The following is a 24,862-nucleotide window of genomic DNA, read 5'->3' as shown; positions in this document are numbered from 1 at the left end:
CGCATGCTGCCCAACTCGACCACCGGCTTTACTTCCTTCCGAACCTTCCCTCGTCTTCGCGTGCTCGCCGCTGCGGCTCTGGCGGCCGTGCATGGCGTGGGCGCCTGGGCCGCCGAGCCCTTCGTGCTGCGTGACATCCGGGTCGAGGGCCTTCAGCGCACCGAGCCCGGCACCATCTTTGGCTCCCTGCCGTTCCGGATTGGCGACACCTACAACGATGACAAGGGCGCGGCCGCCCTGCGGGCGCTGTTCGCCACCGGCCTGTTCAAGGATGTCCGCATCGACGTCGAAGGCGACGTGGTGGTGGTGGTGATCGAGGAACGCCCCATCATCGCCAATGTCGAATTTGTCGGCACCAAGGAGTTCGACCAGGAAACCCTGGCCAAGGCCCTGCGGGATGTGGGTATCACCGATGGGCGCCCCTACGACCAGGCGCTCATCGACCGCGCCGAACAGGAACTCAAGCGCCAGTACCTGTCCAGAAGCCTGTACGGTGCGGAGGTGGTGACGACCATCACGCCGCTCGAGCGCAACCGGGTGAATGTGACCTTCACCGTGACTGAAGGGGGGCAGGCGCGCATCCGTGAGATCCGTATCACGGGCAATCAGGCCTTTTCGGAGCGCGAGCTGCGAGGGCTCTTCGACCTGAGCACCGGCGGGTGGCTTACCTGGTACACCAAGTCGGACCGCTACTCGCGTGCCAAGCTCAATGCCGATCTCGAGAAGCTCCGCTCCCACTACCTGAACCGCGGGTACCTCGAGTTTGCGGTGGAGTCGACCCAGGTGTCGATCTCACCGGACAAGCAAGACATCACCATCACGGTGAATGTTCGCGAAGGCCAGCCCTATGTGGTCACGGGCGTGAGCCTGGAAGGTGACTACCTGGGCAAGGAGGAAGACTTCAAGGCCCTGGTGCGAATCGAACCCGGCAAGCCCTACCGTGCAGAATCGGTGGCCGAGACGGTGCGCGCCTTCAACGAACGTTTCGGGGCCTTCGGCTATGCGTTCGCCCGCGTCGAGCCGCGCACCGATATCGATCGAGCCACGGGCCGCGTGGCCGTGGTGTTGGCAGCCAATCCCCAGCGGCGGGTCTATGTGCGCCGCATCAACATCAGCGGCAACGCGCGTACCCGAGACGAAGTCATCCGCCGCGAGTTCCGGCAGTTCGAATCGGCTTGGTACGACGGCGAGCGCATCCGGCTGTCGCGCGACCGGGTCGACCGTCTGGGCTTCTTCACCGAGGTGTCGATCGACTCCGAGGAGGTGCCGGGCACGCTCGACCAAGTGGATCTGAACCTGCGCGTGGTCGAGAAACCGACGGGCAACCTCATGCTCGGCGCAGGCTTCTCCAGCGCAGAGAAGCTGACCCTGACCGCGGCGATCCGCCAGGAGAACATCTTCGGCTCCGGCAATTACCTGGGCGTCGAGTTCAACACCGGCCGTTACAACCGCACCCTGGTCGTCAGCACGGTGGACCCGTACTTCACGATCGATGGTGTTTCGCGTTCCATCGATGTCTATTACCGCACGACCCAGCCGCTGTCGAGCCAGGGCAGCGACTACAAGCTCGTCACGCCCGGTGCTTCGATCCGCTTTGGCATCCCGGTGACGGAATACGATCGGGTCTTCCTCGGCATCGGTGTGGAGCGAACGGAAATCCGCGGCGAGCCCGGAGCCTTGCCCAACAGCTACTTCCGCTACCGTGAGCGCTTTGGTCCCACCAGCCTGAGCGTGCCCCTGACACTGGGGTGGACGCGCGATGACCGCGACAGTGCCCTCGTTCCCACCCGAGGACGCTATCAGCGAGTCAACGCTGAATGGAGCATTGCGGGCGACACGCGCTACCTCCGCTCCAACTACCAGTTCCAGCAGTACCTGCCTCTGTCGCGCGACTTCACGTTTGCCTTCAACACGGAACTGGGCTGGGGCAAAGGGCTGCAAGGCCGCCCGTTCCCTGTCTTCAAGAACTTCTACAGCGGCGGCCTGGGCACCGTGCGAGGCTTCGGGCAAGGATCGCTCGGGCCGGTGGACGCCACCGGCGCCTACGTGGGCGGGGCCAAGCGTCTGAACCTCAATGGCGAGTTGTATGTGCCATTTCCGGGTTCGGGCAACGACCGCACGCTGCGTTTGTTCGGCTTCCTCGATGCAGGCAATGTCTTCGGTGAGGAGGACCGCATCCGTTTTGACGACCTGCGCTTGTCCACCGGGATCGGCCTGAGCTGGGTCTCGCCGATCGGCCCCTTGAAGCTGGCCTATGGATCGCCGTTGCGCAAGCAACCCGGCGATAGAATCGAACGCATCCAATTCCAGATCGGGACCGCATTCTGATGAACAAACTTGCACTGACCGCACTGACATCCGTCTTCATGGTGCTTGGCGCAGCCTCCTCGGCGGGAGCGCAGGAGCTGAAGATCGGATATGTCAACAGCGACAAGGTGATGCGCGAGTCCGCGCCTGCCAAAGCGGCCACGGGGCGGCTCGAAGCTGAGTTCACGCGCCGTGACAAGGAGCTCAATGAGTTGGGCGCACGCTTGAAGGCGAGCTCCGAACGCCTGGAGAAGGATGCTCCGACCTTGTCGGAGTCGGAGCGCGCACGTCGCCAGCGTGAACTCGTCGAGCAGGACCGCGAGTTCCAGCGTCGTCGCCGTGAACTCCAGGAAGACTTCAACCAGCGGCGCAACGAGGAGCTGGCAGCCGTGATCGAGCGGGCCAACCGCGTGATCAAGCAGATCGCCGAGACTGAGAAATACGACCTCATCGTGCAGGAGGCCGTGCACTGGAGTCCCCGTGTGGACATCACCGACAAGGTGATCAAGGCCCTCAACGCCAACGGTGGCAAGTGAGCGATGTCCGACTGAGCCAGATCATCGAGGAGCTGGGGGGGGAACTCCTCGGCTCGGGTGAACTTCGTGTCAGTCGGATCGGCCCGCTTGAAGGAGCAGACGCCTCCACCCTGAGTTTCCTCGCGCATGCGCGCTATCAGTCGCAGTTGCAGTCCACGGGCGCTGGCTGCGTGATCGTGGCCCCGGCGTTTCGTGAGGCCGCCGCTGCGCGTGGTGCGGCCATCGTCACGCCCGACCCCTATCTCTATTTCGCGCGGCTGACCCAGTGGTGGGCGGCACGCACACGGCCTGCGCGTCCTGCGGGGCGGCATCCGACCGCAGTGGTCAGCGAGCTGGCCCGCATCGGCGACGGGGTCCGCATCGAAGCGCACGCGGTGGTCGAGGAGGGCGCCGTGCTTGGCGACGGCGTGACGGTGGGGGCGCATGGCTTCATCGGGGCGGGTGTGGTGGTCGGCGCGGGTACGCGCCTTGCGCCACGCGTGTCGCTCATGCCTGGCACCCGCCTGGGTGAGCGCTGCGTGCTGCACAGCGGCGTGGTGATCGGTGCCGACGGTTTCGGCTTTGCGCCGAACGAAGGTCGTTGGGAGAAGATCGAACAGCTCGGTGGGGTGTCGATTGGCAACGACGTGGAGATCGGTGCCAACAGCTGCGTCGATCGCGGCGCCCTGGATGACACCGTCATCGAGGACGGCGTCAAGCTCGACAACCTTGTTCAGATTGCTCACAACGTGCACATCGGAGCCCATACTGCGATGGCCGGCTGTGTGGGGGTGGCCGGCAGCGCACGCATCGGCCGGCACTGCACGGTGGGGGGCGGTGCGGGCATCCTGGGGCACCTGACGATTGCCGACCACGTGCACATCTCGTCCATGTCGCTGGTGACGCGCTCACTGCTGCAGCCCGGGCTTTACAGCGGCGTGTTTCCCATCGACGAGAATGCGGCCTGGGAAAAGAATGCGGCGACGCTGCGCCAGCTGCACAAGCTGCGCGAGCGCGTGCGCGCCCTCGAAAAGAAGACGACACCATGATGGACATCCACTCGATCCTCAAACAACTGCCTCACCGCTATCCCATCCTCCTGGTGGATCGCGTGCTGGAGGTGGAGGCCGGCAAGCGCATCCTGGCGCTCAAGAACGTCAGTGCCAACGAACCCTTCTTCCAGGGACACTTCCCCAATCGTCCGGTGATGCCGGGTGTGCTGATGCTGGAGGCGCTCGCCCAGGCTTCGGCCTTGCTCGCCTTCACCTCCGCTTCGGTCGAGCGCGACCCACGGGCCGTCTACTACTTCGTCGGCATCGATGGTGCCCGTTTCAAGCGGCCGGTGGAGCCGGGGGATCAGCTGCTGCTGGACGTGACGCTCGACCGCGCACGTGCGGGCATCTACAAGTTCAAGTGCCAGGCCCGCGTGGGTGAGGAGGTCGCGGTCGAAGCCGAAATCATGTGCACCCAGCGTCTGGTGGATGCCTGAACGGAGGCGGGGCCATGGCACAGATCCATCCCACCGCCCTGGTCGACCCCAAAGCCGAACTGGCGGCGGACGTCAGCGTCGGGCCGTATGCAGTGATCGGCCCGGACGTGTGCATCGGCGAGGGCTCGAGCATCGGCGCTCACTGCGTGATCGAGGGCCGCACGACGATTGGTCGCAACAACCGGATTTTTCAGTTCTGTTCGCTGGGGGCGGCTCCGCAGGACAAGAAGTACGCGGGTGAGCCCACACAACTGGTGATCGGTGACGGCAACACGATCCGCGAGTTCTGCACCTTCAACACCGGGACGGTCCAGGATGCCGGCGTGACCCGCATCGGCGATGACAACTGGATCATGGCCTATGTGCACGTGGCCCACGACTGCGTGCTGGGCAGCCACATCATCCTGGCCAACGCTGTGCAGCTGGCCGGGCACGTGCATCTGGGCGACTGGGTTTTCCTGGGCGGCCTGTCGGGCGTACATCAGTTCGTGCGCGTGGGGCCGCATGCCATGACAGGTTTCCAGACCCGCCTGTCCCAAGATCTGCCACCCTTCGTGACGGCGGCGGGCAACCCCGCCGAGGCCCAGGGCATCAACCAGGAAGGCCTGCGCCGCCGGGGCTACACGCCCGAGCGCATCGCCGTGGTGAAGCAGATGCACCGCACGCTGTACCGCAGGGGGCTCACGCTGGCCCAGGCCAAGGACGAACTCGCGGCGCTGCAGGGCACGGCGGCGGACGCACAGGCCGATGTGCGCCTCATGCTCGATTTCCTGGCCAACGCCGAGCGCGGCATCGTGCGCTGATCGTGGTGGCGCAGGCAAAGTCGGCGCCTCGTCTGGCCCTGGTGGCCGGAGAGGCGTCGGGGGATCTCTTGGCGGGCCTGCTGATGGGCGGTTTGCGCCAGCGCTGGCCCGATCTGACGGCCCAGGGCATCGGCGGCCCGCGCATGGCCGAGCAGGGCTTCGAGGCCTGGTGGCCGCATCACAAGCTGGCAGTGCGGGGCTATGCCGAGGTGCTTCGGCACTATCGCGACATCTCGGGCATCCGCAAGCAGCTCGCCCGGCGATTGCTGCAGGAACGCCCGGATGCCTTCATCGGCGTGGACGCCCCGGACTTCAACCTCGGGCTGGAGACCTGGCTGCGCGAGGCGGGCCTCAAGACCGTGCACTTCGTGTGCCCCTCGATCTGGGCGTGGCGCGCCAAGCGCGTGACCAAGATCGCGAAGGCTGCCGATCATGTGCTCTGCCTGTTCCCCTTCGAGCCGGAGTTGCTGGCCCGTCATGGCATTTCTGCGAGCTATGTGGGGCATCCCCTGGCCGACACGATCCCGTTGGAGGTGCCTCGAGCCTCTGCGCGGCAGGCCCTCGGCCTGTCGGCGACCGAGCCCGTGGTGGCGCTGCTGCCCGGCAGCCGCCGCAGCGAGATCCAGTACATCGCACCACACCTGCTGGCGGCAGCCGCGTTGTTGCATCGCTGCCGCCCGGAACTGCGTTTCGTTCTGCCGGTCGTGCCTGGACTTCGGGAGATGATCGATCCGCTGGTGGCAACCCATGCGGCCGATGTCCCTCTGAGCGTGCTCGACGGGCGCTCCCACGAGGCCCTGGCCGCCTGTGACCTGACCCTGATCGCCAGCGGCACGGCCACGCTGGAGGCCGCCCTGTTCAAGCGTCCCATGGTCATCACCTACCACATGCACTGGCTGAGCTGGCAGCTGATGAAGCGCATGGGCTATCAGCCCTGGGTCGGTTTGCCCAACATCCTGTGCCGCGACTTCGTCGTGCCCGAGCTGCTCCAGGACCAGGCCACGCCGCAGGCGCTGGCCGATGCGGCCCTGGCCTGGCTGGACGATCCGGCGCGCTGCGAGCGCCTGGAACAGCGCTTTCTCGAACTGCACCACCTCCTGCGCCGCAACACGGCACAGGCCGCTACCGATGCCATCGCGCAAGTCCTGGGCCGCTGAGCAGCTGCCGCTGCGCTGGGACGGTCCCGGCCTCACGGCAGGTGTGGACGAGGCAGGACGCGGCCCGCTGGCCGGGCCGGTGGTGGCCGCCGCAGTGATCCTGGACGACCAGGCACCCGTGGCGGGGCTGGCCGACTCCAAGCAGCTCACGGCTCTGAAGCGCGAACGTCTGTACGACGAGATCCGGGCCAAGGCGCTGTGCTGCTGCATCGCCGTGGCTTCTGCTGAGGAGATCGACCGCCTCAACATCCTGCAGGCCACCCTGCTGGCCATGCGGCGGGCCGTCGAGGGGCTTCGCCTGAAGCCGGCACGGGTGCTCGTCGATGGCAACCGGCTGCCGGTGCTCAAGGTGCCGGCCGAGGCCATCGTGAAAGGCGATGCCAAGATTGCAGCGATTTCGGCGGCGTCGATCCTGGCCAAGGTGCATCGCGACCGCTTGTGCGAGGCGCTGCACCTGGCGTATCCGCAGTACGGCTTTGCCACCCACAAGGGCTACCCCACGCCCGAGCATCTGGCGGCCCTGCGTCAGCACGGGCCGTGCCCGCACCACCGCCGCAGCTTCGCGCCGGTGCGCGAAGCCCTGGAGGCGCGCCCATGAAGGTCGAGTCGCTGAGTTCCCGCGACAACCCCTTGGTCGTCAAGGTGCGCAAGCTCCTGCGCGACCCGGGGGCCTATCGCAAGCTGGGTGCCGTGTGGCTGGAGGGCGACCACCTGGGGGCGGCCTGGCGCGCCCGGGGGGGGGCTGGCGGCGAAGCAGTCTTCACCGAGGCAGCCTGGGCGCGGCCCGAGCGGCGGGCCCTGGCCGAGGGGGCTGTGCGCGTGGCCGTGGTGCCCGACGGCCTGATGTCCGATCTCAGCTCGCTCGACTCACCGACGGACTGCGGGTTCCTGATCCCCTGGAGCGGGCCGGGGCAGATCCTGCCGGCGGTTGACACCGTGGTGCTGGACCGACTCCAGGACGCCGGCAATGTGGGGGCCATCCTGCGCAGCGCCGCGGCCCTCGGGGTGAAGCAGGTGGTGGCGCTGAAGGGGACGGCCGCGCTCTGGTCACCCAAGGTGCTGCGCGCAGGGATGGGGGCCCATTTCGCATTGCAGCTGGTGGAAGCCGCGGAGGAGGGGGCGCTGGTGGCCTTGGGTCTGCCGCTGCTGGGCACGAGCTCCCATGCCGCGGCCGAACTGCATCAGGCGGCGCTGCCGTCGCCCTGCGCCTGGGTGTTCGGGCACGAGGGGCAGGGCGCGTCGGCGGCCTTGCTGGATCGGTGCCAGCTGACCGTGCGCATCCCGCAGCCCGGTGGCGAAGAGTCGCTCAACGTGGCCTCGGCGGCCGCGATCTGCCTGTACGAGTCGCTGCGGCGGCGCCTGGCTCAGTAGATGAGCCGGTCCGGCCGGATGTCCCGCAGGATGGTGGTGGCGATCTCCTCGATCGACTTGTGCGTCGAAGAGAGCCAGGCGATGCCTTCGCGTCGCATCATGGCTTCGGCTTCGGCCACCTCGTAGCGGCAGTTCTCCAGACTGGCGTATTTGCTGTTCGGTCGGCGTTCGTTGCGGATCTCGCTGAGGCGATCCGGGGCAATGGTCAGCCCGAAGCATTTGCTCTTGTAGGGCGAGAGGCTGGACGGAAAGGTGCGGCGCTCGAAATCTTCGGGAATCAGGGGGTAGTTGGCGGCCTTGATCCCGTGCTGCATGGCCAGGTAGAGCGAAGTCGGCGTCTTGCCGCTGCGACTCACCCCGATCAGGATGACATCGGCTTCGGCCAGATTGCGGGCCGACTGGCCATCGTCGTGGGCGAGCGAGAAGTTGATCGCCTCGATGCGGTCGTGGTACTGCTGGCTGGCGGCCACGTCGGAGAACCGGCCGATGCGGTGGTTGGACTTCATGCCCAGCTCGGTTTCCAGAGGTTCGACGAAGGTCTGGAACATGTCCAGCACCATGCCCCGGCTGCCGCCTTTGACGATGGCGAGCACCTCCTCGTTGACCAGGGTCGTGAAGACGATGGGCCGCTTGCCCTCCACATCGGCGGTGTGGTTGATCTCGCGCACCACCTGGTGGGCCTTGTCCTCGGTGTCGATGAAGGGCCGGCGGACGTGGCGCGGTTGCAGCGCAAACTGCTTCAGGATGGAGTTGCCGAAGGTCTCGGCAGTGATGCCGGTGCCATCGGAGATGAAGAACACGGTGCGATTGGGCATGGACGTGCGGATCGGGGGGGAGGGACGGCGGTCAAAGCGCCGTAAAATCCCATCAATATCTCTCGCCCGCGCCTTCATGTCCACCCATCGCACGAACCAGAATCCACAAAGTGGTCGGGTGTGGCAGCTTTTGCCCTGTCCAGGCGCGCCGGCCGGGGAGCACCGGTTTCTCAACATCACGGAGCTTTCCCATGTCTGCAACCCACCTGGCGACCGCCCTGGTCGTTCCGTTTGAACAGCTGAGGATGACCGACGTCGAGTCGGTTGGCGGCAAGAACGCCTCCCTCGGCGAAATGATCAGTCAGTTGTCGGCCTCCGGTGTGCGGGTGCCCGGCGGCTTTGCCACCACGGCACATGCCTTCCGCGAGTTTCTGAAGCACGACGGTCTGGCCGATCGCATCAATGCGCGCCTGGCATCACTGGACACCGACGATGTGCGTGCCCTGGCCCAGGCCGGTGCCGAGATCCGCTCGTGGGTGGAAAACACACCCTTCCCGCCGGCCCTGGAAGCAGCCATCCGCGCCGAGTTCGAGAAGCTGACCGCGGGCCACCCCGGCGCCTCGTTCGCCGTGCGCTCGTCGGCCACGGCCGAAGACCTGCCCGACGCGTCCTTCGCCGGCCAGCAGGAAACCTTCCTCAACGTGGTCGGCATCGACGAGGTGCTGCACAAAATGAAGGAGGTCTTTGCCTCCCTCTACAACGACCGGGCCATCAGCTACCGTGTGCACAAGGGATTCGCCCACAGCGATGTGGCCTTGTCGGCCGGTGTGCAGCGCATGGTGCGTTCCGACATCGGTGCCGCCGGTGTGATGTTCACCATCGACACCGAATCGGGCTTCCCCGACGTGGTCTTCATCACCTCCAGCTACGGCCTGGGCGAAACCGTGGTCCAGGGGGCCGTCAACCCAGACGAGTTCTATGTGCACAAGCCGGCGCTGAAAAACGGCAAGTTCCCCATCATCCGCCGCACGCTGGGCTCGAAGCTGATCAAGATGGAGTTCTCCACGCCAGCGGAGAAGCAGGCCACCGGCAAGCTCGTGAAGACGGTGGACACCGTGCCCGAGCTTCGCAATCGCTACTCGCTCTCGGACGCCGAAGTCACCGAACTGGCTCGCTATGCCCTCGTCATCGAGCAGCATTACGGTCGCCCGATGGACATCGAATGGGGCAAGGACGGCCAGGATGGCCAGCTCTACATCCTGCAGGCCCGTCCCGAGACTGTGAAGAGTCAGGGTGAGGGCAAGGTCGAGCACCGTTACAAGCTCAAGGGCCACAGCACGGTGCTGGCCGAAGGTCGGGCGATCGGTCAGAAGATCGGCACCGGCCCGGTGCGCATCGTTCACTCCATCGCCGAGATGGACAAGGTGCAGGCGGGCGACGTGCTCGTCACCGACATGACCGATCCGAACTGGGAGCCGGTGATGAAGCGCGCCAGCGCCATCGTCACCAACCGTGGCGGCCGTACCTGCCATGCCGCCATCATCGCGCGCGAGCTGGGCATCCCGGCGGTGGTGGGCTGTGGCGATGCCACCGAGGTGCTCAAGGACGGCGCGCTGGTGACCGTGGCCTGCTCGGAGGGCGACACCGGCTACATCTACGACGGCCTGCTGGAAACCGAGGTCACCGAGATCGAACGTGGGGAGATGCCGTACTCACCGGTGAAGATCATGATGAACGTGGGCAACCCCCAGCTTGCCTTCGACTTCGCCCAGATGCCCAATGCCGGCGTGGGCCTGGCGCGGCTGGAGTTCATCATCAACAACAACATCGGCGTGCACCCCAAGGCCATCCTCGACTATCCGAATGTCGATCCTGACCTGAAGAAGGCGGTGGAGTCGGTCGCGCGGGGCCACGCCAGCCCGCGGGCGTTTTACGTGGACAAGCTGGCCGAGGGCATCGCCACCATCGCCGCGGCCTTCTGGCCCAAGCCGGTGATCGTGCGCTTGTCCGATTTCAAGTCCAACGAGTACCGCAAGCTCATCGGCGGCTCGCGCTACGAGCCCGAGGAAGAAAACCCGATGCTCGGCTTCCGTGGAGCCTCGCGCTACGTGAGCGAAGCCTTCGGAGAAGCCTTTGCCATGGAGTGCGAGGCCCTCAAGCGCGTGCGCAATGACATGGGCCTGACCAATGTCGAGATCATGGTGCCCTTCGTACGCACCCTGGCTCAGGCCGAGAAGGTCAATGCGATGCTGGCCGAACGTGGGCTCAAGCGCGGCCAGGACGGGCTGCGCCTGATCATGATGTGCGAGATTCCCAGCAACGCCATCCTCGCGGAGCAGTTCCTGGAGCACTTCGACGGCATGTCCATCGGCTCCAACGATCTGACACAGCTCACGCTGGGCCTGGACCGCGATTCGGGACTGGAACTGCTGGCGCATGACTTCGACGAACGCGATCCGGCCGTGAAGGCGCTCATCTCGCGCGCCATCGCAGCGTGCCGGGCGCACGGGAAGTACATCGGGATCTGCGGCCAGGGCCCCAGCGACCACCCGGACTTCGCCCAGTGGCTGGCACAGGAGGGGATCGTCTCGATTTCGCTGAACCCCGACACGGTGATCGACACCTGGAAGCTGCTGGCGGCTCGAAGCTGACACAGCGCCATCTTGCTGCGCCGCCGCAAAGCGTCGGTGCCGGCCCAGGCGGCCCCGAGGGGGCCGCTTTTTGCTGCGGTTTCGCCGGACGGCGCCAGGGTAAGCCCTCATCGGGCTTACGCTCAGGCTGACGCCATTGTCAGAAATGCGTAAGCCACCCGCCAAGAATGAGGGTCAGTGCATCCTGCCACCCCTCCATGCTGCTGTTCGTGACCATCGTTCAGACCGTGTCGGCCATCGCCCTGCTGTCATTGATCGGGCAGTGGCTGCTGGGGCTGCTGGCGGGGGCGGGCCGTGACAGCAATCTCTTCTACCAGCTCCTGGGCATCCTGACGAAGCCTTTCGTGCGTCTGACCCGTCTGATCACGCCCAGGGTGGTGATCGATCGGCATATCCCGCTGGCCACCTTCCTTCTGCTGGTGGCCGCCTATGTGGCGTCCACGCTGACGCGCATCGCCATCTGCATCGAGATCGGAGTCCACCTATGCCGATGACGGCTCCTGCACTGGCCCACACCAAGCGGTGGGCCTACCGGTGGTCACGCTGGCGGGCGATGGCCATGATCCTCTTCGGGCGCCATGGTGCTGCGATGGAGATATTCGCAGACCTCCTCGCGCGATACCCCAACGATCCCTACGCGCTGGCCAGCCGGGCACACCTGCAGGCGCAGCGCGGCCATCGCGAGGCGGCACTGGCCGACTACCGACAACTGCTGGAAGCGCATCCCGAGCACTCAGCGGCCTCCTGGTTCAACTACGGCTACATGCTGGAGGAGGGCGGTGAGCACGAGCAGGCCGAGGTGGCCTTCCGCCGTGCCGTCGCGCTCGACCCCAAGCTCGACCGGGCCTGGTACGGCCTGGGCCTGGTGCTCATCCGAGCCCATCGCTTCGACGAGGCCATCGAGGCCCTCAAGCGCAACACCGAATTGCAGCCCATGAGCCCGTACGGCTGGTATCAGCTCGCGCGGGTGCATGTGGATCGTCACGAGCCCGAAGAGGCGCGGCGGATCATCCGCCACCTCAAGGGCTTCGAGCCCAAGGTCGCCGCTCAGCTCGAGCGCGAAACCGGCTTGGCCGTGTGACGTCGGCGAAGCGAACCCGGAGGGCCGGGTGCGCTTCAGGGGGCAGCCCGTGCTGCAAGCCCGCCCTTGGAGACGGGTGGGGGGCTGTCGTTCTGCGCTTCGGGGGAGGGCCCCCGGGGGGTGAGCAATGAGGAGACCACTGCCATGCAGTTGACGCGCAAGCACGAGGAGTACTGGCGCAAGAACCTGAGGATGACCAGCATCTTGTTGGCCATCTGGTTCTTCGTCACGTTTGTCGTCGGGTACTTTGCCCGTGATCTGAACTTCAATTTCTTCGGTTGGCCATTCAGCTTCTGGGTCGGGGCACAAGGGGCCCTGATTGTCTACGTGGCCATCATCTGGTACTACGCCAAATACATGAACCGGCTGGACCAGGAACACGGTGTTGCGGAGGAGGACTGATCATGGCAGGCATGTTCGGAACTGACTCCGGTGCGACCGGTGCGGCTGCCAATGCCGCGTTCAAGAAGCAGCTCAACAAGGTGTACGGCTGGTACACCGGGGGCTTCTTCGTCTTCATCATTGTCCTGGCCCTGCTCGAGCAGATGGGCCTGCCGGCCAACTGGATCGGCCTGATCTTCCTGCTCGCCACCGTGGCGCTGTATGCCGGCATCGGCATCATGAGCCGCACCACGGACGCGGCCGAGTACTACGTGGCCGGCCGGCGCGTGCCCGCGATCTACAACGGCATGGCCACTGGCGCCGACTGGATGTCCGCGGCGTCCTTCATCGGGATGGCCGGTACGCTGTACCTCACGGGTTACGGCGGCCTGGCTTTCATCATGGGCTGGACGGGTGGCTACTGCCTGGTGGCGCTGTTCCTGGCGCCCTACCTGCGCAAGTTCGGCCAGTTCACGATTCCCGACTTCCTCGGCGCCCGCTACGGCGGGAACCTGGCCCGGCTGATCGGCATCCTGGCCGCCATCCTCTGCTCCTTCACCTATGTGGTGGCGCAGATCTATGGTGTCGGTCTGATCACCTCGCGCCTGTCGGGCCTGGCCTTCGAGATCGGGATCTTCGTGGGCCTGGGGGGCATCCTGGTGTGCTCCTTCCTGGGTGGCATGCGGGCAGTGACCTGGACCCAGGTGGCCCAGTACATCATTCTGATCATCGCCTACATGATTCCGGTCGTGTGGCTGTCGGTGAAGCAGACCGGTGTGCCCATCCCGCAGGTCATCTACGGCTCCCAGCTCGAGAAGGTGACGGCCAAGGAGAAGGAGCTGCGTGCTGATCCGAAGGAGCTCGAGGTCATCGAGATCTTCAAGCAGCGTGCCGCGGCCGCCGACGCGAAGCTCAAGGACGTGCCTGCGGCCATGGCAGCCGACAAGGCCGCGGCCGAGCAGAAACTGGCTGACCTGAAAGCCCAGAACGCCCCGCTGGCCGAGATCCAGGCTGCCGAGAAAGCCCTGGCGGCGCTGCCGGCGACCGAGGCCGATGCCCGCAAGGCCTATGCGGCGGCCAAGGCGGCCAATGCGGCACGTGCTGTGCCGCTGGCAGGCATGCCCAGCCACGCCCAGATCTATGCGGGCGACCCGAACGGGGATGAAGCGGCGAAGAAGGCTTTCGACACCTCGCGGCGCAACTTCCTGGCGCTGGTGTTCTGTCTGATGGTGGGCACGGCGGCGCTCCCGCACATCCTGATGCGCTACTACACCACGCCCTCGGTGAAAGAGGCGCGTGAATCGGTGTTCTGGTCGCTGTTCTTCATCTTCCTGCTGTATTTCACTGCTCCGGCTTTGGCCGTGCTGGTGAAGTACGAGGTGATGACCGTGCTGGTGGGTACGCCCTTCGACCGATTGCCGGAATGGATCGCAGCCTGGAACAGGGTGGACCCCTCACTGCTGACAGTGCAGGACGTGAACGGTGACGGGATCTTCCAGCTCGGTGAGATGCGCATCGGCGGGGACATCATCGTGCTGGCCACCCCGGCCATCGCGGGGCTGCCGTATGTGATCTCGGGCATGGTCGCGGCCGGTGGTCTGGCCGCAGCGCTGTCCACCGCTGACGGCCTGCTGCTGACGATTGCCAACGCGCTGTCGCATGACCTGTACTACAAGATGATCGATCCCAACGCGCCCACCTCGCGCCGGGTGATGATCTCCAAGATGCTGCTGCTGATCGTCGCGATCCTGGCGGCCATGGTGGCGGCCCAGAAGCCGGCGGACATCCTGTTCCTGGTGTCGGCAGCCTTCTCCTTCGCCGCGGCCGCGTTCTTCCCGGCTCTGGTGCTGGGGATCTTCTGGAAACGCGCATCCAGCATGGGGGCGGTTCTGGGCATGATTGCCGGTCTGGGCATCACCTTCTACTACATGGTGACCACCCAGCCCTGGCTGCGGAGCGTCTTCGGCGTCACCTCGCCCGTGGAGCTCTGGTGGGGCATCCAGCCCATCTCGGCCGGGCTGTTCGGCGTGCCGGTGGGCTTTGCCGTCATCATCCTGGTGAGCCTGGTCACCCCGGCTCCGAAGAAAGAAGTGCAGGAGCTCGTCGAGCATGTGCGCTATCCGAACCTGAAGTCGGCCTGATTCCGCAGGCTTGTTCCAGGAGCCGCCAAACGGCGGTTCCCGCCCAGGGCTCACCAGTCGGTGGGCCCTGCTTGCTTTTTAGGCTACAATTTTGGGCTTTCCATCCTTGCCGTACCCGTTGGCAGGACTGCGAGTGCAGGCCTGTCTTGACGCCCGGGACGGCTACCCCACCCATTTCGATGGGAATCCACAAGGAGTGTCAATGCGTCACTATGAAATCGTCCTGTTGATCCATCCGGATCAAAGCGAGCAGGTCAACGCCATGCTCGAGCGCTACAAGGGCATGGTCACCGCTGCTGGTGGCAAGGTGCACCGTGTCGAAGACTGGGGCCGCCGTCAGCTGGCCTACATGATCCAGAAGCTCGCCAAGGCGCACTACCTGTGCCTGAACATCGAGTGCAGCAAGGAAACCCTGGCTGAGCTGGAGACGGGCTTCCGCTTCAACGACGCCGTGCTGCGTCACCTCACGGTGCAGAAGAGCAAGGCCGAGACCGCTCCGTCCATCATGATGAAGGCGGTCGAGAAGGAAGAAGCTCGCAAGTCGCACCAGGAAGCTGCTGCTGCCTGAGTGACGGCCTGCCACCCGCTGCCGGCGGCGTTCCATGAACCAGGTGGTTCTGGATGCTCAGCTGACCGAGCGAGGTGCCATGCGCTACACCCCGGCCGGACTTCCTGCCCTCGACCTGCTGCTTTCGCACGAGTCGCTGGTCACGGAGGCCGGTATGCCCCGCAAGGTCCGTATGGACCTGAAGGCGGTGGTGATCGGGGCCCTGGCAGAGCGGTTGAACCGCATCGAGTTGGGCAGTGTCCACCGATTCAGCGGGTTCCTCGCCTCCCAGCGCAATGGCCGCGGTGTGGTGCTGCACGTCACCGAGCTGCCGTAGTGCTTTGTTCGTATTCGGATAGATCAATTTTGAGAGGTCAACATGCCCCCGCCTCGTGGTAAGTTTTCGAAGGATCGTAAAGGCAAGCGCAACCAGCAATCGCTGCTGTTCAAGCGCAAGCGCTTCTGCCGCTTCACTGTCGCTGGTGTGGAAGAGATCGACTACAAAGATGTCGATACCCTGCGCGACTTCATTGGCGAAAACGGGAAGATCACGCCGGCCCGCCTGACGGGTACCCGCGCCATCTATCAGCGTCAGCTGACGACCGCCATCAAGCGCGCCCGTTTCCTGGCCCTGCTGCCCTACACCGACCAGCACAAGGTCTGAGGAGAGTCGAGCCATGCAAATCATCCTGCTTGAAAAAGTCGCCAACCTGGGCAACCTGGGCGATGTGGTGAAGGTGAAGGACGGCTATGCCCGCAATTTCCTGATCCCCACCGGCGCGGCCCGCCGTGCCACCGAAGCGGCGGTCAAGGAATTTGAAGCCAAGCGCGCCGAACTGGAAAAGGCTGCTGCCGCCAAGCTGGCTGCCGCCCAGGCCCTGGGCGAGAAGATCAATGGCAAGACGGTCCAGATCAGCCAGAAGGCTGGTGTGGATGGACGCCTGTTCGGTTCTGTCACCAACGCTGATGTGGCCGAAGGTCTGACCAAGATGGGCTTCGAGGTCCACAAGTCGCAGGTGCGCATGCCCAACGGCCCGCTCAAGACCGTTGGCGAGCACGCTGTGAGCGTGGGGCTGCACACGGACGTCACGGTGGACGTGACCGTTGCCGTGGTCGGCGAAGCTGCCTGATCCCGAGGATTTCTCCTCGACAAAAGGCCGGTGCCTGAGCACCGGCCTTTTTCGTTTCTTTCACAGCTTGCCCCCTGAAAGACACAGGCTGTCCTCCAGATATCCACAGACTTGTGCCCTTGTCTGTGGCGGGTGCTGGCCTTAATCTCTAACGCTTATGTCCGCCATCGTTTCCGGCTCCGCCTTTCCCGAGACCCCCCGTCGCCCGCAGGAGGACGAGGTCGCGCGCCTGCGCATCCCGCCCCATTCCATCGAGGCGGAACAAAGCGTGCTCGGCGGCCTGTTGATCGACAACGGCGCCTGGGATCGCGCCGGCGACCTGCTCACCGACAGTGACTTCTATCGCTACGAGCACCGGCTGATCTACGCGGCCATCGGGCAGCTGATCAATGCCAGCAAGCCGGCCGACGTGATCACCGTGTTCGAACAGTTGCAAAGTCTGGGCAAGGCCGAAGAATGTGGCGGGCTCACATACTTGAACGCGCTGGCCCAGAGCGTGCCCAGTGCGGCCAACCTGCGACGCTATGCCGAGATCGTTCGAGAGCGGGCGGTGCTGCGTAAACTGGTTTCGGCCAGCGACGAGATCGCCACGGCGGCTTTCAACCCTCAGGGCCGCCCGGTATCGCAGATCCTTGACGAGGCTGAAGGACGCATCTTTCAGATCGGTGAGGAGGGCAACCGCGGCAAGCAGGGCTTCCATTCCATGGATTCTCTGGTGGTGCAACTGCTCGACCGCGTCCAGGAACTGGCTGAGAACGGTGCCGAAGACGTGACCGGTGTGCGCACCGGCTTCTACGACCTCGATCGGATGACCTCGGGCTTGCAGCCGGGCGACCTGATCGTCCTGGCCGCCCGCCCCTCGATGGGCAAAACCGCCTTTGCACTGAACATCGGCGAGCACGTGGCCGTCACGGAAGGCTTGCCGGTCGTGGTGTTTTCAATGGAAATGGGCGCGGCCCAGCTCGCTCTGCGGGTGGTGGGCTCGCTGGGCCGTATCGACCAGAGCCACCTGCGCACCGGCAACCTGCGCGATGACGAATGGTCTCGACTGTCCGAGGCGGTGGAAAAGCTGCGCAACGCCAGCATCTTCATTGACGAAACTCCCGGCCTGACCCCGGGCGAACTGCGTGCGCGTGCGCGTCGCCAGGCCCGACAATGTGGCCAGCTGGGCCTCATCATCATCGACTATCTGCAGCTGATGAGCGGCAGTGGCGGTGGCAGCGAGGAGAACCGCGCCACGGTGCTGGGCGAGATCTCGCGCGGCCTCAAGGCCCTGGCCAAGGAGTTGCGTTGCCCGGTGATCGCCTTGTCTCAGCTGAACCGGAGTGTGGAAACCCGCACGGACAAGCGTCCTATGATGAGCGACCTGCGTGAGTCGGGCGCGATCGAGCAGGATGCCGACGTCATCATGTTCATCTACCGCGACGAGTACTACACCAAGGACGCCTGCAAGGAGCCGGGTGTGGCGGAGATCATCATCGGCAAGCAGCGCAACGGTCCCGTCGGGACCGTCAAGCTGACCTTCCTGAAGCCGCTGACCAAGTTCGAGAACCTGGCGCCCGGCGCGCTCGGTGGGGACGACTACTGACCGGTCGTCGGCGAGCCAGCAGCCTAGAGAACCTCACTGGCGAAGTCGGCCAGGCGTGAGCGTTCCCCGCGCGCCAGGGTCACGTGGCCACTGTGCGGCCAGCCTTTGAAGCGGTCCACCGCATAGGTGAGTCCCGAACTGCCCTCGGTGAGATAGGGCGTGTCGATCTGCGCGAGGTTGCCCAGGCAGACGATCTTCGTGCCGGGGCCGGCGCGGGTGATCAGCGTCTTCATCTGCTTGGGGGTGAGGTTCTGGGCCTCATCGATGATCACGAACTTGTTCAGGAAGGTGCGCCCGCGCATGAAGTTCATGCTCTTGATCTTCACCTTCGAGCGCACCAGTTCGTTCGTGGCGGCACGGCCCCAGTCCCCGGCGCCCGAATCGGTGCGCGCCAGCACTTCGAGGTTGTCGTCCAGTGCACCCATCCAGGGTGACATCTTTTCTTCCTCGGTGCCGGGCAGGTAGCCAATGTCCTCACCCACGGGCACGGTCACGCGCGTGACGATGATCTCGGTGTAGCGACGCTCGTCGAGCACCTGGCTGAGGGCGGCGGCCAGTGTCATCAGCGTCTTGCCCGTGCCGGCGGTACCGGTGAGTGTGACGAAATCGCACTCCGGATCCATCAGCAGGTTGAGGGCAAAGTTCTGCTCGCGGTTACGTGCCGTGACACCCCACACCGCATTCTTCTGATGGGTGTACTCCTTGCAGGTGCGCAGTACGGCGGTCTTGCCGGTGATCTCGGTGACTTTGGCATACAGCGGTGACACGCCCGGGGCTTCGAGATAGACGAACTGGTTGACCAGCAGCGCCGGAATCAGCGGCCCGCTGATCCGGTAGAAGGTGGCACCGCCTTGCTGCCAGCTCTCCATCGTCTTGCCGTGGCGCTCCCAGAAGTCGGCCGGCAGCGGCAAGACGCCGGTGTAGAGCAGGTCGCCGTCGTCCAGCGTCTTGTCGTTGTAGTAGTCCTCGGCGGGCAGGCCCAGCGCTCGGGCCTTGATGCGCATGTTGATGTCTTTGGACACCAGCACCACGTCGCGCTCTGGGTGTTTCTGTCGCAGAGACTGCACCACACCGAGGATCTGGTTGTCGGCCTTGCCTTGTGGGAGGCCGACCGGTAGCTGGACATCCACCAGCTGGGTCTGGAAGAAGAGGTGGCCGCCGGCTTCGCGATGCCCCGTCTTGGCCAGGGCCACACCCTCTGGGAAGTTGGCGGGTGTCTGAGCGACCAGCGCGTCAAGCTCACGACTGACCTGTCGGGCGTTACGAGCCACTTCGGACATGCCACGCTTGTGACTGTCGAGTTCCTCCAGCGTGATCATCGGCAGGTAGATGTCGTGTTCTTCGAAGCGGTAGATCGACATCGGGTCGTGCATCAGCACGTTGGTATCGAGCACGAAGAGTTTGGGAGGGCCGTCGCTTCGGGGCCGGCGCGGTTTGGGCTGGGACTGGATGCGTGAGCTGCGGGCCACCGGCTGCGCCGGTGCACTCACGGGGCTGGGCGCGAGCGGAGCGGGGTCGTCACGCAGTTCGAGCAATGCTGCGGCGGCCGGTTCGGTCTTGTGGGATCGTGGGGTCTTGCGCGGAGCACTCTGCGCATCGATATCGGACGGGGTCAGCAGGGTGGCTTTTTTCGTGGGCGGCTTGGGCAGAGGCATCGTTGGAGGCAGTCTTCAGGCAGCAGAAACGAAAAAGCCGCACAGCAAGCTGGGCGGCTTCGCGGGGGCGCGGGGAGGACGACTCGGAGATCGGCGCGGCGGCATGGCCCCATTATGCATGGGCAAGAAGACGGCGCAACGGGTGGCGTGGCGCGCACACCGCGCGTCTCAGGCGGCCTTCTTCAGCGACTTGACCACCTTGAGCACCTCGTCCACGTGGCCGGCCACCTTGATGCCGCGCCATTCGTGACGAAGCACGCCGTCGCCGTCGATGACGAAGGTGCTGCGCTCGATGCCCTTGACCTTCTTGCCGTACATGATCTTGTTCTTGACCACGCCGAACATGTGGCAGAGCTTCTCCTCGGTGTCAGCGATCAGTTCGAAAGGCAATTCCAGGTTCTGCTTGAACTTGTCATGCGAGGCCATGTTGTCACGCGACACGCCGAACACCACCGCGCCGGATTTCACGAAATCCTTGTGCTTGTCACGGAACTGCATGGCTTCGGTGGTGCAACCCGGGGTATTGTCCTTGGGGTAGAAATACAGCACGACGATCTGGCCCGCATAGGCTTGGGGCGTGTACTTCACCCCGTTGGTGGCAAGCGCTTCAAAGTCCGGCAGGGGTTTATTGAGGGCTGGCGTCATGTAGGTGTTGAAGAGGGTTGCGCCCGTTCAGGCCTAGCCGGAGATTATAGCCGTACCGCGGTCGATACTCTGAGCCAATCGCTGCGCTTCGCGCGATTGGACGATGGCCTCAGGGCTGCGGAAGCATCAGCAGCGCCACGACGCTGCGCCCCTCACCAGCGAGGATGTTGAAGGTGCGGCAGGCCGCCGCAGTGTCCATGGTTTCCATGCCGATCCGGCGGCTCATCAACGGCCGCAGGAGGCTCGGCGACGCAAAGCGCAGGCGCGGGCCGGTGCCCAGCAGCACCACCTCCGGACTCATCGAAGCCACCAGTTCCAGATGTTCCTGCGTGAGGGCGCCGATCTCGCAGCAGTCCCACGGCTGCACCTCGCCGCGCCAGGGCACGATCAGGCTTCCTGCGAGTGACACGGCATTCACGCTGATCGCCGACGGCGTGACCGCGGTGATGATGTTCAGCGAGGCATCGTTACGATCGGGCTGGAGTTTCACGACAATCGGGTCACAGCAGAGGCAATGGGCGGGCGGGTGCGTGTCTTTTTCAGGGGCGCGCTGTGGTTAAATTATAGGTTTTGCACTGCAGCAAGCCTGCATCGCCCGCCATATTCCAGGGCCCGGGGAAGGGCCTGCTTCCGGGGAGTCTTGTCGTGAAACCCGTCTCCAAATCGGCCAAGCTGGCCAATGTCTGCTACGACATCCGTGGGCCGGTGCTTGAAAAGGCCCGGCAGATGGAGGAAGAGGGGCACAAGATCATCAAGCTGAACATCGGCAATCTGGCGGTGTTCGGCCTGGAGCCGCCGGACGAGATCGTGCAGGACATGATCCGCAATCTGCCTCACACGGCAGGTTACACCGACTCCAAGGGCCTCTTCGCACCGCGCAAGGCCGTGGTGCACTACACGCAGGAAAAGAACATCCGCGGCGTGACGGTCGATGATGTCTATCTCGGCAACGGTGCCTCCGAGCTGATCGCCATGAGCATGAATGCCTTGCTCAACGACGGCGACGAGGTGCTCATTCCGGCGCCCGACTACCCGCTCTACACCGCCGTGGTGGCCTTGTCTGGCGGCACACCGGTGCACTACCTGTGCGACGAGCAGTCGGACTGGATGCCTGACATTGCCGACATCAAGGCCAAGATCACGCCGCGCACCAAGGCCCTGGTGGTCATCAACCCGAACAACCCCACCGGTGCTCTGTACCCGGAGTCGGTGCTGCTGGAGCTGCTGGAGGTGGCCCGCCAGCACCAGCTCATCGTGTTCGCCGACGAGATCTACGACAAGACGCTCTTTGACGGCAGCACGCACACGAGCATCGCCTCGCTGGCTGACGACGTGCTGTGCGTGACCTTCAACGGCCTGTCGAAGAACTACCGCTCCTGCGGCTACCGCGCGGGCTGGATGGTGGTGTCGGGCGAGAAGAAGCATGCGCGCGACTACATCGAAGGCCTGAACATGCTGGCGTCGATGCGCCTGTGTGCGAACACGCCGGGCCAGCTGGCGATCCAGACGGCGCTGGGCGGCTACCAGAGCATCAAGGATCTGGTCGCCCCCGGCGGGCGGCTGTGCCGCCAGCGCGATCTGGCGCACAAGCTGCTCACCGAGATTCCTGGCGTCAGCTGCGTGAAGCCCAAGGCGGCGCTGTACATGTTCCCGCGACTGGATCCCAAGCTCTACCCCATCGCCGATGACCAGCAGTTCGCCTACGAGTTGCTGGCCGAGGAGAAGGTGCTGATCGTGCAGGGCACGGGCTTCAACTGGCCGCATCCCGATCACTTCCGTCTGGTCTTCCTGCCCAACTCGGACGACCTGGCCGAGGCCATCGGCCGCATCGCTCGTTTTCTCGATCACTACCGCAAGCGTCACTCTCAGGGATGAACCCCATGAACTCCATCCAGAATCCGCTGCGCCTGGGCCTGCTGGGCGCCGGCGTCGTTGCCTCAGGCGTTGTCAAGGTGCTCGAGCGCAACCAGGCGGAGATTCGCCGCCGCGCCGGGCGGGGCATCGAAGTCGCCCGCGTGGGCGCACGCAACCTGGCCAAGGCCCGGGCCGCGCTCGGCGACGGGCTGGCGATCACCGACGACCTCGATGCGGTCGTGACCGACCCGAAAGTCGACATCGTCGTCGAGCTGATCGGGGGGACGACACGGGCCCGTGAACTGGTGCTCAAGGCCATCGCCTCGGGCAAGCATGTGGTCACGGCCAACAAGGCCCTGCTGGCCGTGCACGGCACCGAGATCTTCGCGGCAGCGAGCGACAAAGGCGTGATGGTGGCCTTCGAGGCGGCGGTGGCCGGCGGCATTCCCATCATCAAGGCTCTGCGAGAAGGCCTCACGGCCAACCGCATCCAGTGGATCGCCGGCATCATCAACGGCACGACGAACTTCATCCTCAGCGAGATGCGTGCCAAAGGCCTGGACTTCGGCACGGTACTGAAGGAGGCCCAGCGCCTGGGTTACGCCGAGGCCGACCCGACCTTCGACATCGAAGGCGTGGATGCGGCCCACAAGGCCACGATCATGAGCGCCATCGCGTTTGGCATCCCGATGCAGTTCGACAAGGCCTACGTGGAAGGCATCACCAAGCTCCAGGCGGCCGACATCAACTACGCCGAGCAGCTGGGCTACCGCATCAAGCTGCTGGGGGTGACCAAGCGGCGCGACGATGTGGCCGGTGGCGGCATCGAGCTGCGCGTGCACCCGACCCTGGTGCCGGCCAAGCGGCTCATCGCCAACGTCGAAGGTGCGATGAACGCGGTGGTGGTGAACGGCGATGCCGTGGGCTCCACGCTCTACTACGGCAAGGGTGCTGGTTCCGAGCCCACGGCTTCGGCCGTGGTGGCCGACCTGGTGGACGTGACGCGCCTGCACACGGCCGACCCCGACCACCGCGTGCCGCACCTGGCCTTCCAGCCCGATGCGCTCGACAACGCGCCCGTGCTGTCCATCGAGGATGTGGTGACGTCCTTTTACCTGCGCCTGCGGGTGGCCGACCAGACGGGCGTGCTCGCGCGCATCACCGGCATCCTGGCCGAGCATGACATCTCCATCGATGCGGTGCTGCAGCGCGAGGCAGGCGACGACGAGACCCAGACCGACCTCATCATCCTCACGCACGAGACCCGCGAAGGCCGCATGAACGAAGCCCTGTCGAAAATGCAGGCCCTGCCCACCGTGCTGGCGCCCATCGTGCGCATCCGCAAGGAAGAACTGAACTGAGGCCATGAAGTACATCAGCACCCGCGGCGACCGCACCGAGCGCGGCTTCTCCGAGATCCTGCTCGAAGGCCTGGCCCCGGATGGCGGGTTGTACCTGCCGGTGGCCTATCCAAAGGTGGACGCCCCCACGCTGCAGCGCTGGCGTGGCCTGTCTTATGCCGATCTGGCCTTCGAGATCCTGTCGCTCTACATCGACGACATCCCGGCCGACGACCTGCGCACGCTGGTGTCACGCACGTACACGAAGGACGTGTTCGGCACCGAGGCCATCACACCGCTCAAGCCGCTGGGCGAGGGCTTCTACCTGGAGGCGTTGTCCAACGGGCCGACGTTGGCCTTCAAGGACATGGCGATGCAGCTGCTGGGCCAGCTCTTCGAGTACGAGCTGGGCCGCCGCGGCGAGGAACTCAACATCCTCGGGGCCACGTCGGGAGACACCGGCAGTGCGGCCGAGTACGCAATGCGCGGCAAGAAGGGTGTGCGGGTGTTCATGCTGTCGCCTCATGGCCGCATGAGCCCCTTCCAGCAGGCCCAGATGTTCAGCCTGCCCGATGCCAACATCCACAACCTGGCCATCGAAGGCGTTTTCGATGACTGCCAGGACATCGTCAAGGCGGTGTCGAACGACCTCGAGTTCAAGCGCCGCTACAAGATCGGCACGGTGAATTCCATCAACTGGGCGCGTCTGCTGGCCCAGGTGGTGTACTACTTCGCCGGCTACTTCCAGGCGACGCGCAGCAACGAAGAGAAGGTGAGCTTCTGCGTGCCGTCGGGCAACTTCGGCAACATCTGCGCCGGGCATGTGGCACGCCAGATGGGCCTGCCCATCCATCGTCTGGTGCTGGCCACCAACGAGAACGACGTGCTGGACGAGTTCTTCCGCACAGGCACCTACCGTGTGCGCAAGGGGGCCGAGACCCACGAGACCTCCAGCCCCTCGATGGACATCTCCAAGGCGTCCAACTTCGAACGCTTTGTCTTCGACCTGCTGGGCCGGGATGCCGCGCGTACGCGCCAGCTCTTCCGCGAGGAGGTGGAGCGGCGCGGCGCCTTCACCTTGTCGCCGGCCGAGTTCGCGAAGGTGGCTGACTACGGCTTCGTCTCGGGCAAGAGCACCCATGCCGACCGCCTCGCGACCATCCGCGACGTGTTCGGACGCTTCGGCGTGATGATCGACACGCACACCGCCGATGGCGTGAAGGTGGCGCGCGAACATCTGGACGAGGGGGTTCCGATGATCGTGCTGGAAACTGCCCTGCCGGCCAAGTTTGCCCAGACCATCCGCGAGGCCCTGGGCCGCGAGCCCGAGCGGCCGGCCGCCTTGATGGGCATCGAGAACCTCCCCAAGCGCTTCAAGGTCATGGGGGTGGACGCTGACGCGGTGAAGCGTTACATCGCCGAAAATTGCCACTGACACGTGCCCGCATCGAG

At 65.0% G+C, this 24,862-nt stretch carries 25 protein-coding genes; 21 read left to right on the top strand and 4 right to left on the bottom strand.

Translation table 11 applies throughout. The annotated features are described in order from the left end of the window. Positions 1-3 precede the first annotated feature (3 nt). The 8 genes from bamA to C1704_RS01815 are packed head-to-tail and all read left to right on the top strand — an operon-like array spanning position 4 to position 7,642. Positions 4-2,328, top strand: coding sequence for an outer membrane protein assembly factor BamA (bamA, locus tag C1704_RS01850; RefSeq protein WP_104300447.1), 2,325 nt, complete (start codon positions 4-6; stop codon positions 2,326-2,328). Then, on the top strand, positions 2,328-2,843 hold the full coding sequence (locus C1704_RS01845) for an OmpH/Skp family outer membrane protein (RefSeq protein WP_104300445.1): 516 nt from the start codon (positions 2,328-2,330) through the stop codon (positions 2,841-2,843). Before bamA ends, C1704_RS01845 begins: the two co-directional genes overlap by 1 nt. Continuing rightward, the gene (lpxD, locus tag C1704_RS01840; RefSeq protein ID WP_104300443.1) at positions 2,840-3,871 is read left to right on the top strand and encodes a UDP-3-O-(3-hydroxymyristoyl)glucosamine N-acyltransferase; all 1,032 of its coding nucleotides are present in this window, start codon (positions 2,840-2,842) and stop codon (positions 3,869-3,871) included. Before C1704_RS01845 ends, lpxD begins: the two co-directional genes overlap by 4 nt. Next, the gene (fabZ, locus tag C1704_RS01835) at positions 3,868-4,311 is read left to right on the top strand and encodes a 3-hydroxyacyl-ACP dehydratase FabZ (RefSeq protein ID WP_104300442.1); all 444 of its coding nucleotides are present in this window, start codon (positions 3,868-3,870) and stop codon (positions 4,309-4,311) included. Before lpxD ends, fabZ begins: the two co-directional genes overlap by 4 nt. A gap of 14 nt (positions 4,312-4,325) precedes the next feature. Further along, on the top strand, positions 4,326-5,114 hold the full coding sequence (lpxA, locus tag C1704_RS01830; RefSeq protein WP_104300440.1) for an acyl-ACP--UDP-N-acetylglucosamine O-acyltransferase: 789 nt from the start codon (positions 4,326-4,328) through the stop codon (positions 5,112-5,114). Between the two features lie 2 nt (positions 5,115-5,116). Continuing rightward, positions 5,117-6,271, top strand: coding sequence for a lipid-A-disaccharide synthase (gene lpxB, locus C1704_RS01825; protein WP_104300438.1), 1,155 nt, complete (start codon positions 5,117-5,119; stop codon positions 6,269-6,271). Then, positions 6,243-6,869: a ribonuclease HII gene (rnhB, locus tag C1704_RS01820; RefSeq protein WP_104300436.1), complete on the top strand. Its 627-nt coding sequence runs from the start codon at positions 6,243-6,245 to the stop codon at positions 6,867-6,869. Before lpxB ends, rnhB begins: the two co-directional genes overlap by 29 nt. Further along, positions 6,866-7,642, top strand: coding sequence for a TrmH family RNA methyltransferase (locus C1704_RS01815; RefSeq protein WP_104300434.1), 777 nt, complete (start codon positions 6,866-6,868; stop codon positions 7,640-7,642). The genes rnhB and C1704_RS01815 overlap by 4 nt, the downstream gene beginning before the upstream one ends. On the opposite strand, the gene ppsR is transcribed toward C1704_RS01815, so the two are convergent. Further along, positions 7,636-8,457: a posphoenolpyruvate synthetase regulatory kinase/phosphorylase PpsR gene (gene ppsR / locus C1704_RS01810; RefSeq protein ID WP_104300432.1), complete on the bottom strand. Its 822-nt coding sequence runs from the start codon at positions 8,455-8,457 to the stop codon at positions 7,636-7,638. The genes C1704_RS01815 and ppsR overlap by 7 nt on opposite strands. Positions 8,458-8,648: 191 nt before the next feature. Between ppsR and ppsA the strand changes: the two genes are divergently transcribed. The 10 genes from ppsA (at position 8,649) to dnaB (ending at position 17,916) form a co-directional block, all read left to right on the top strand. Next, positions 8,649-11,048 (top strand): phosphoenolpyruvate synthase, encoded by a 2,400-nt coding sequence (gene ppsA, locus C1704_RS01805; protein ID WP_104300430.1) that lies wholly within the window; start codon positions 8,649-8,651, stop codon positions 11,046-11,048. 197 nt (positions 11,049-11,245) lie between these two features. Beyond that, positions 11,246-11,542 (top strand): hypothetical protein, encoded by a 297-nt coding sequence (locus C1704_RS01800; RefSeq protein ID WP_170064600.1) that lies wholly within the window; start codon positions 11,246-11,248, stop codon positions 11,540-11,542. Continuing rightward, complete coding sequence (locus C1704_RS01795; protein ID WP_104300940.1) at positions 11,539-12,129, top strand: tetratricopeptide repeat protein; 591 nt, start codon at positions 11,539-11,541, stop codon at positions 12,127-12,129. The genes C1704_RS01800 and C1704_RS01795 overlap by 4 nt, the downstream gene beginning before the upstream one ends. Before the next feature lie 144 nt (positions 12,130-12,273). Then, entirely contained in the window at positions 12,274-12,531 is a 258-nt protein-coding gene (locus tag C1704_RS01790) for a DUF4212 domain-containing protein (protein WP_104300427.1), read from the top strand. A 2-nt stretch (positions 12,532-12,533) separates the two neighbouring features. After that, positions 12,534-14,651: a sodium:solute symporter family protein gene (locus C1704_RS01785; RefSeq protein WP_104300425.1), complete on the top strand. Its 2,118-nt coding sequence runs from the start codon at positions 12,534-12,536 to the stop codon at positions 14,649-14,651. A 202-nt stretch (positions 14,652-14,853) separates the two neighbouring features. Continuing rightward, positions 14,854-15,219, top strand: a complete 366-nt coding sequence (rpsF, locus tag C1704_RS01780) for a 30S ribosomal protein S6 (protein ID WP_104300423.1) — start codon at positions 14,854-14,856, stop codon at positions 15,217-15,219. A 34-nt stretch (positions 15,220-15,253) separates the two neighbouring features. Continuing rightward, positions 15,254-15,535, top strand: coding sequence for a primosomal replication protein N (gene priB / locus C1704_RS01775; RefSeq protein WP_104300421.1), 282 nt, complete (start codon positions 15,254-15,256; stop codon positions 15,533-15,535). 42 nt (positions 15,536-15,577) lie between these two features. Then, on the top strand, positions 15,578-15,862 hold the full coding sequence (gene rpsR, locus C1704_RS01770; protein ID WP_104300419.1) for a 30S ribosomal protein S18: 285 nt from the start codon (positions 15,578-15,580) through the stop codon (positions 15,860-15,862). Positions 15,863-15,875: 13 nt separating this feature from the next. Next, the gene (gene rplI, locus C1704_RS01765) at positions 15,876-16,328 is read left to right on the top strand and encodes a 50S ribosomal protein L9 (RefSeq protein WP_104300417.1); all 453 of its coding nucleotides are present in this window, start codon (positions 15,876-15,878) and stop codon (positions 16,326-16,328) included. 157 nt (positions 16,329-16,485) lie between these two features. After that, complete coding sequence (gene dnaB, locus C1704_RS01760) at positions 16,486-17,916, top strand: replicative DNA helicase (protein WP_104300416.1); 1,431 nt, start codon at positions 16,486-16,488, stop codon at positions 17,914-17,916. A 23-nt stretch (positions 17,917-17,939) separates the two neighbouring features. Here dnaB and C1704_RS01755 read toward each other — a convergent pair whose 3' ends face one another. From C1704_RS01755 to C1704_RS01745, 3 genes are all read right to left on the bottom strand, one after another. Next, positions 17,940-19,571, bottom strand: a complete 1,632-nt coding sequence (locus tag C1704_RS01755) for a PhoH family protein (protein ID WP_104300414.1) — start codon at positions 19,569-19,571, stop codon at positions 17,940-17,942. Positions 19,572-19,739: 168 nt separating this feature from the next. After that, positions 19,740-20,216: a peroxiredoxin gene (locus C1704_RS01750; RefSeq protein WP_104300412.1), complete on the bottom strand. Its 477-nt coding sequence runs from the start codon at positions 20,214-20,216 to the stop codon at positions 19,740-19,742. A gap of 109 nt (positions 20,217-20,325) precedes the next feature. Further along, positions 20,326-20,706, bottom strand: a complete 381-nt coding sequence (locus C1704_RS01745; protein ID WP_104300410.1) for an Mth938-like domain-containing protein — start codon at positions 20,704-20,706, stop codon at positions 20,326-20,328. A gap of 155 nt (positions 20,707-20,861) precedes the next feature. Here C1704_RS01745 and C1704_RS01740 point away from each other — a divergent pair, with 155 nt between their 5' ends. Genes C1704_RS01740 through thrC form a run of 3 tightly spaced genes read left to right on the top strand, consistent with a single transcriptional unit; the run spans position 20,862 to position 24,845 of the window. Next, positions 20,862-22,091, top strand: a complete 1,230-nt coding sequence (locus C1704_RS01740) for a pyridoxal phosphate-dependent aminotransferase (protein WP_104300408.1) — start codon at positions 20,862-20,864, stop codon at positions 22,089-22,091. Between the two features lie 5 nt (positions 22,092-22,096). Next, positions 22,097-23,431 carry a homoserine dehydrogenase gene (locus tag C1704_RS01735; protein ID WP_104300406.1) on the top strand — a complete coding sequence of 445 codons (1,335 nt, stop codon included), beginning with the start codon at positions 22,097-22,099 and terminating at the stop codon, positions 23,429-23,431. 4 nt (positions 23,432-23,435) lie between these two features. Further along, positions 23,436-24,845 carry a threonine synthase gene (gene thrC / locus C1704_RS01730; protein ID WP_104300404.1) on the top strand — a complete coding sequence of 470 codons (1,410 nt, stop codon included), beginning with the start codon at positions 23,436-23,438 and terminating at the stop codon, positions 24,843-24,845. Positions 24,846-24,862 lie beyond the last annotated feature (17 nt).

Source organism: Caldimonas caldifontis (assembly GCF_002930615.1).
GTDB lineage: Bacteria > Pseudomonadota > Gammaproteobacteria > Burkholderiales > Burkholderiaceae_C > Caldimonas > Caldimonas caldifontis.
The sequence above is the reverse complement of the archived record's forward strand: the minus strand, read 5'-3'. Positions and strand labels throughout refer to the sequence as shown.

What these genes read in the sequence shown, in the direction of transcription:
- bamA (WP_104300447.1), top strand. Translation starts at nt 4, where the DNA reads ATGCTGCCCAACTCGACCACCGGCTTTACTTCCTTCCGAACCTTCCCT.
- C1704_RS01845 (WP_104300445.1), top strand. Translation starts at nt 2,328, where the DNA reads ATGAACAAACTTGCACTGACCGCACTGACATCCGTCTTCATGGTGCTT.
- fabZ (WP_104300442.1), top strand. Translation starts at nt 3,868, where the DNA reads ATGATGGACATCCACTCGATCCTCAAACAACTGCCTCACCGCTATCCC.
- lpxA (WP_104300440.1), top strand. Translation starts at nt 4,326, where the DNA reads ATGGCACAGATCCATCCCACCGCCCTGGTCGACCCCAAAGCCGAACTG.
- rnhB (WP_104300436.1), top strand. Translation starts at nt 6,243, where the DNA reads ATGCCATCGCGCAAGTCCTGGGCCGCTGAGCAGCTGCCGCTGCGCTGG.
- C1704_RS01815 (WP_104300434.1), top strand. Translation starts at nt 6,866, where the DNA reads ATGAAGGTCGAGTCGCTGAGTTCCCGCGACAACCCCTTGGTCGTCAAG.
- ppsR (WP_104300432.1), bottom strand. Translation starts at nt 8,457, where the DNA reads ATGCCCAATCGCACCGTGTTCTTCATCTCCGATGGCACCGGCATCACT.
- ppsA (WP_104300430.1), top strand. Translation starts at nt 8,649, where the DNA reads ATGTCTGCAACCCACCTGGCGACCGCCCTGGTCGTTCCGTTTGAACAG.
- C1704_RS01800 (WP_170064600.1), top strand. Translation starts at nt 11,246, where the DNA reads ATGCTGCTGTTCGTGACCATCGTTCAGACCGTGTCGGCCATCGCCCTG.
- C1704_RS01795 (WP_104300940.1), top strand. Translation starts at nt 11,539, where the DNA reads ATGACGGCTCCTGCACTGGCCCACACCAAGCGGTGGGCCTACCGGTGG.
- C1704_RS01790 (WP_104300427.1), top strand. Translation starts at nt 12,274, where the DNA reads ATGCAGTTGACGCGCAAGCACGAGGAGTACTGGCGCAAGAACCTGAGG.
- C1704_RS01785 (WP_104300425.1), top strand. Translation starts at nt 12,534, where the DNA reads ATGGCAGGCATGTTCGGAACTGACTCCGGTGCGACCGGTGCGGCTGCC.
- rpsF (WP_104300423.1), top strand. Translation starts at nt 14,854, where the DNA reads ATGCGTCACTATGAAATCGTCCTGTTGATCCATCCGGATCAAAGCGAG.
- priB (WP_104300421.1), top strand. Translation starts at nt 15,254, where the DNA reads ATGAACCAGGTGGTTCTGGATGCTCAGCTGACCGAGCGAGGTGCCATG.
- rpsR (WP_104300419.1), top strand. Translation starts at nt 15,578, where the DNA reads ATGCCCCCGCCTCGTGGTAAGTTTTCGAAGGATCGTAAAGGCAAGCGC.
- rplI (WP_104300417.1), top strand. Translation starts at nt 15,876, where the DNA reads ATGCAAATCATCCTGCTTGAAAAAGTCGCCAACCTGGGCAACCTGGGC.
- dnaB (WP_104300416.1), top strand. Translation starts at nt 16,486, where the DNA reads ATGTCCGCCATCGTTTCCGGCTCCGCCTTTCCCGAGACCCCCCGTCGC.
- C1704_RS01755 (WP_104300414.1), bottom strand. Translation starts at nt 19,571, where the DNA reads ATGCCTCTGCCCAAGCCGCCCACGAAAAAAGCCACCCTGCTGACCCCG.
- C1704_RS01750 (WP_104300412.1), bottom strand. Translation starts at nt 20,216, where the DNA reads ATGACGCCAGCCCTCAATAAACCCCTGCCGGACTTTGAAGCGCTTGCC.
- C1704_RS01735 (WP_104300406.1), top strand. Translation starts at nt 22,097, where the DNA reads ATGAACTCCATCCAGAATCCGCTGCGCCTGGGCCTGCTGGGCGCCGGC.
- thrC (WP_104300404.1), top strand. Translation starts at nt 23,436, where the DNA reads ATGAAGTACATCAGCACCCGCGGCGACCGCACCGAGCGCGGCTTCTCC.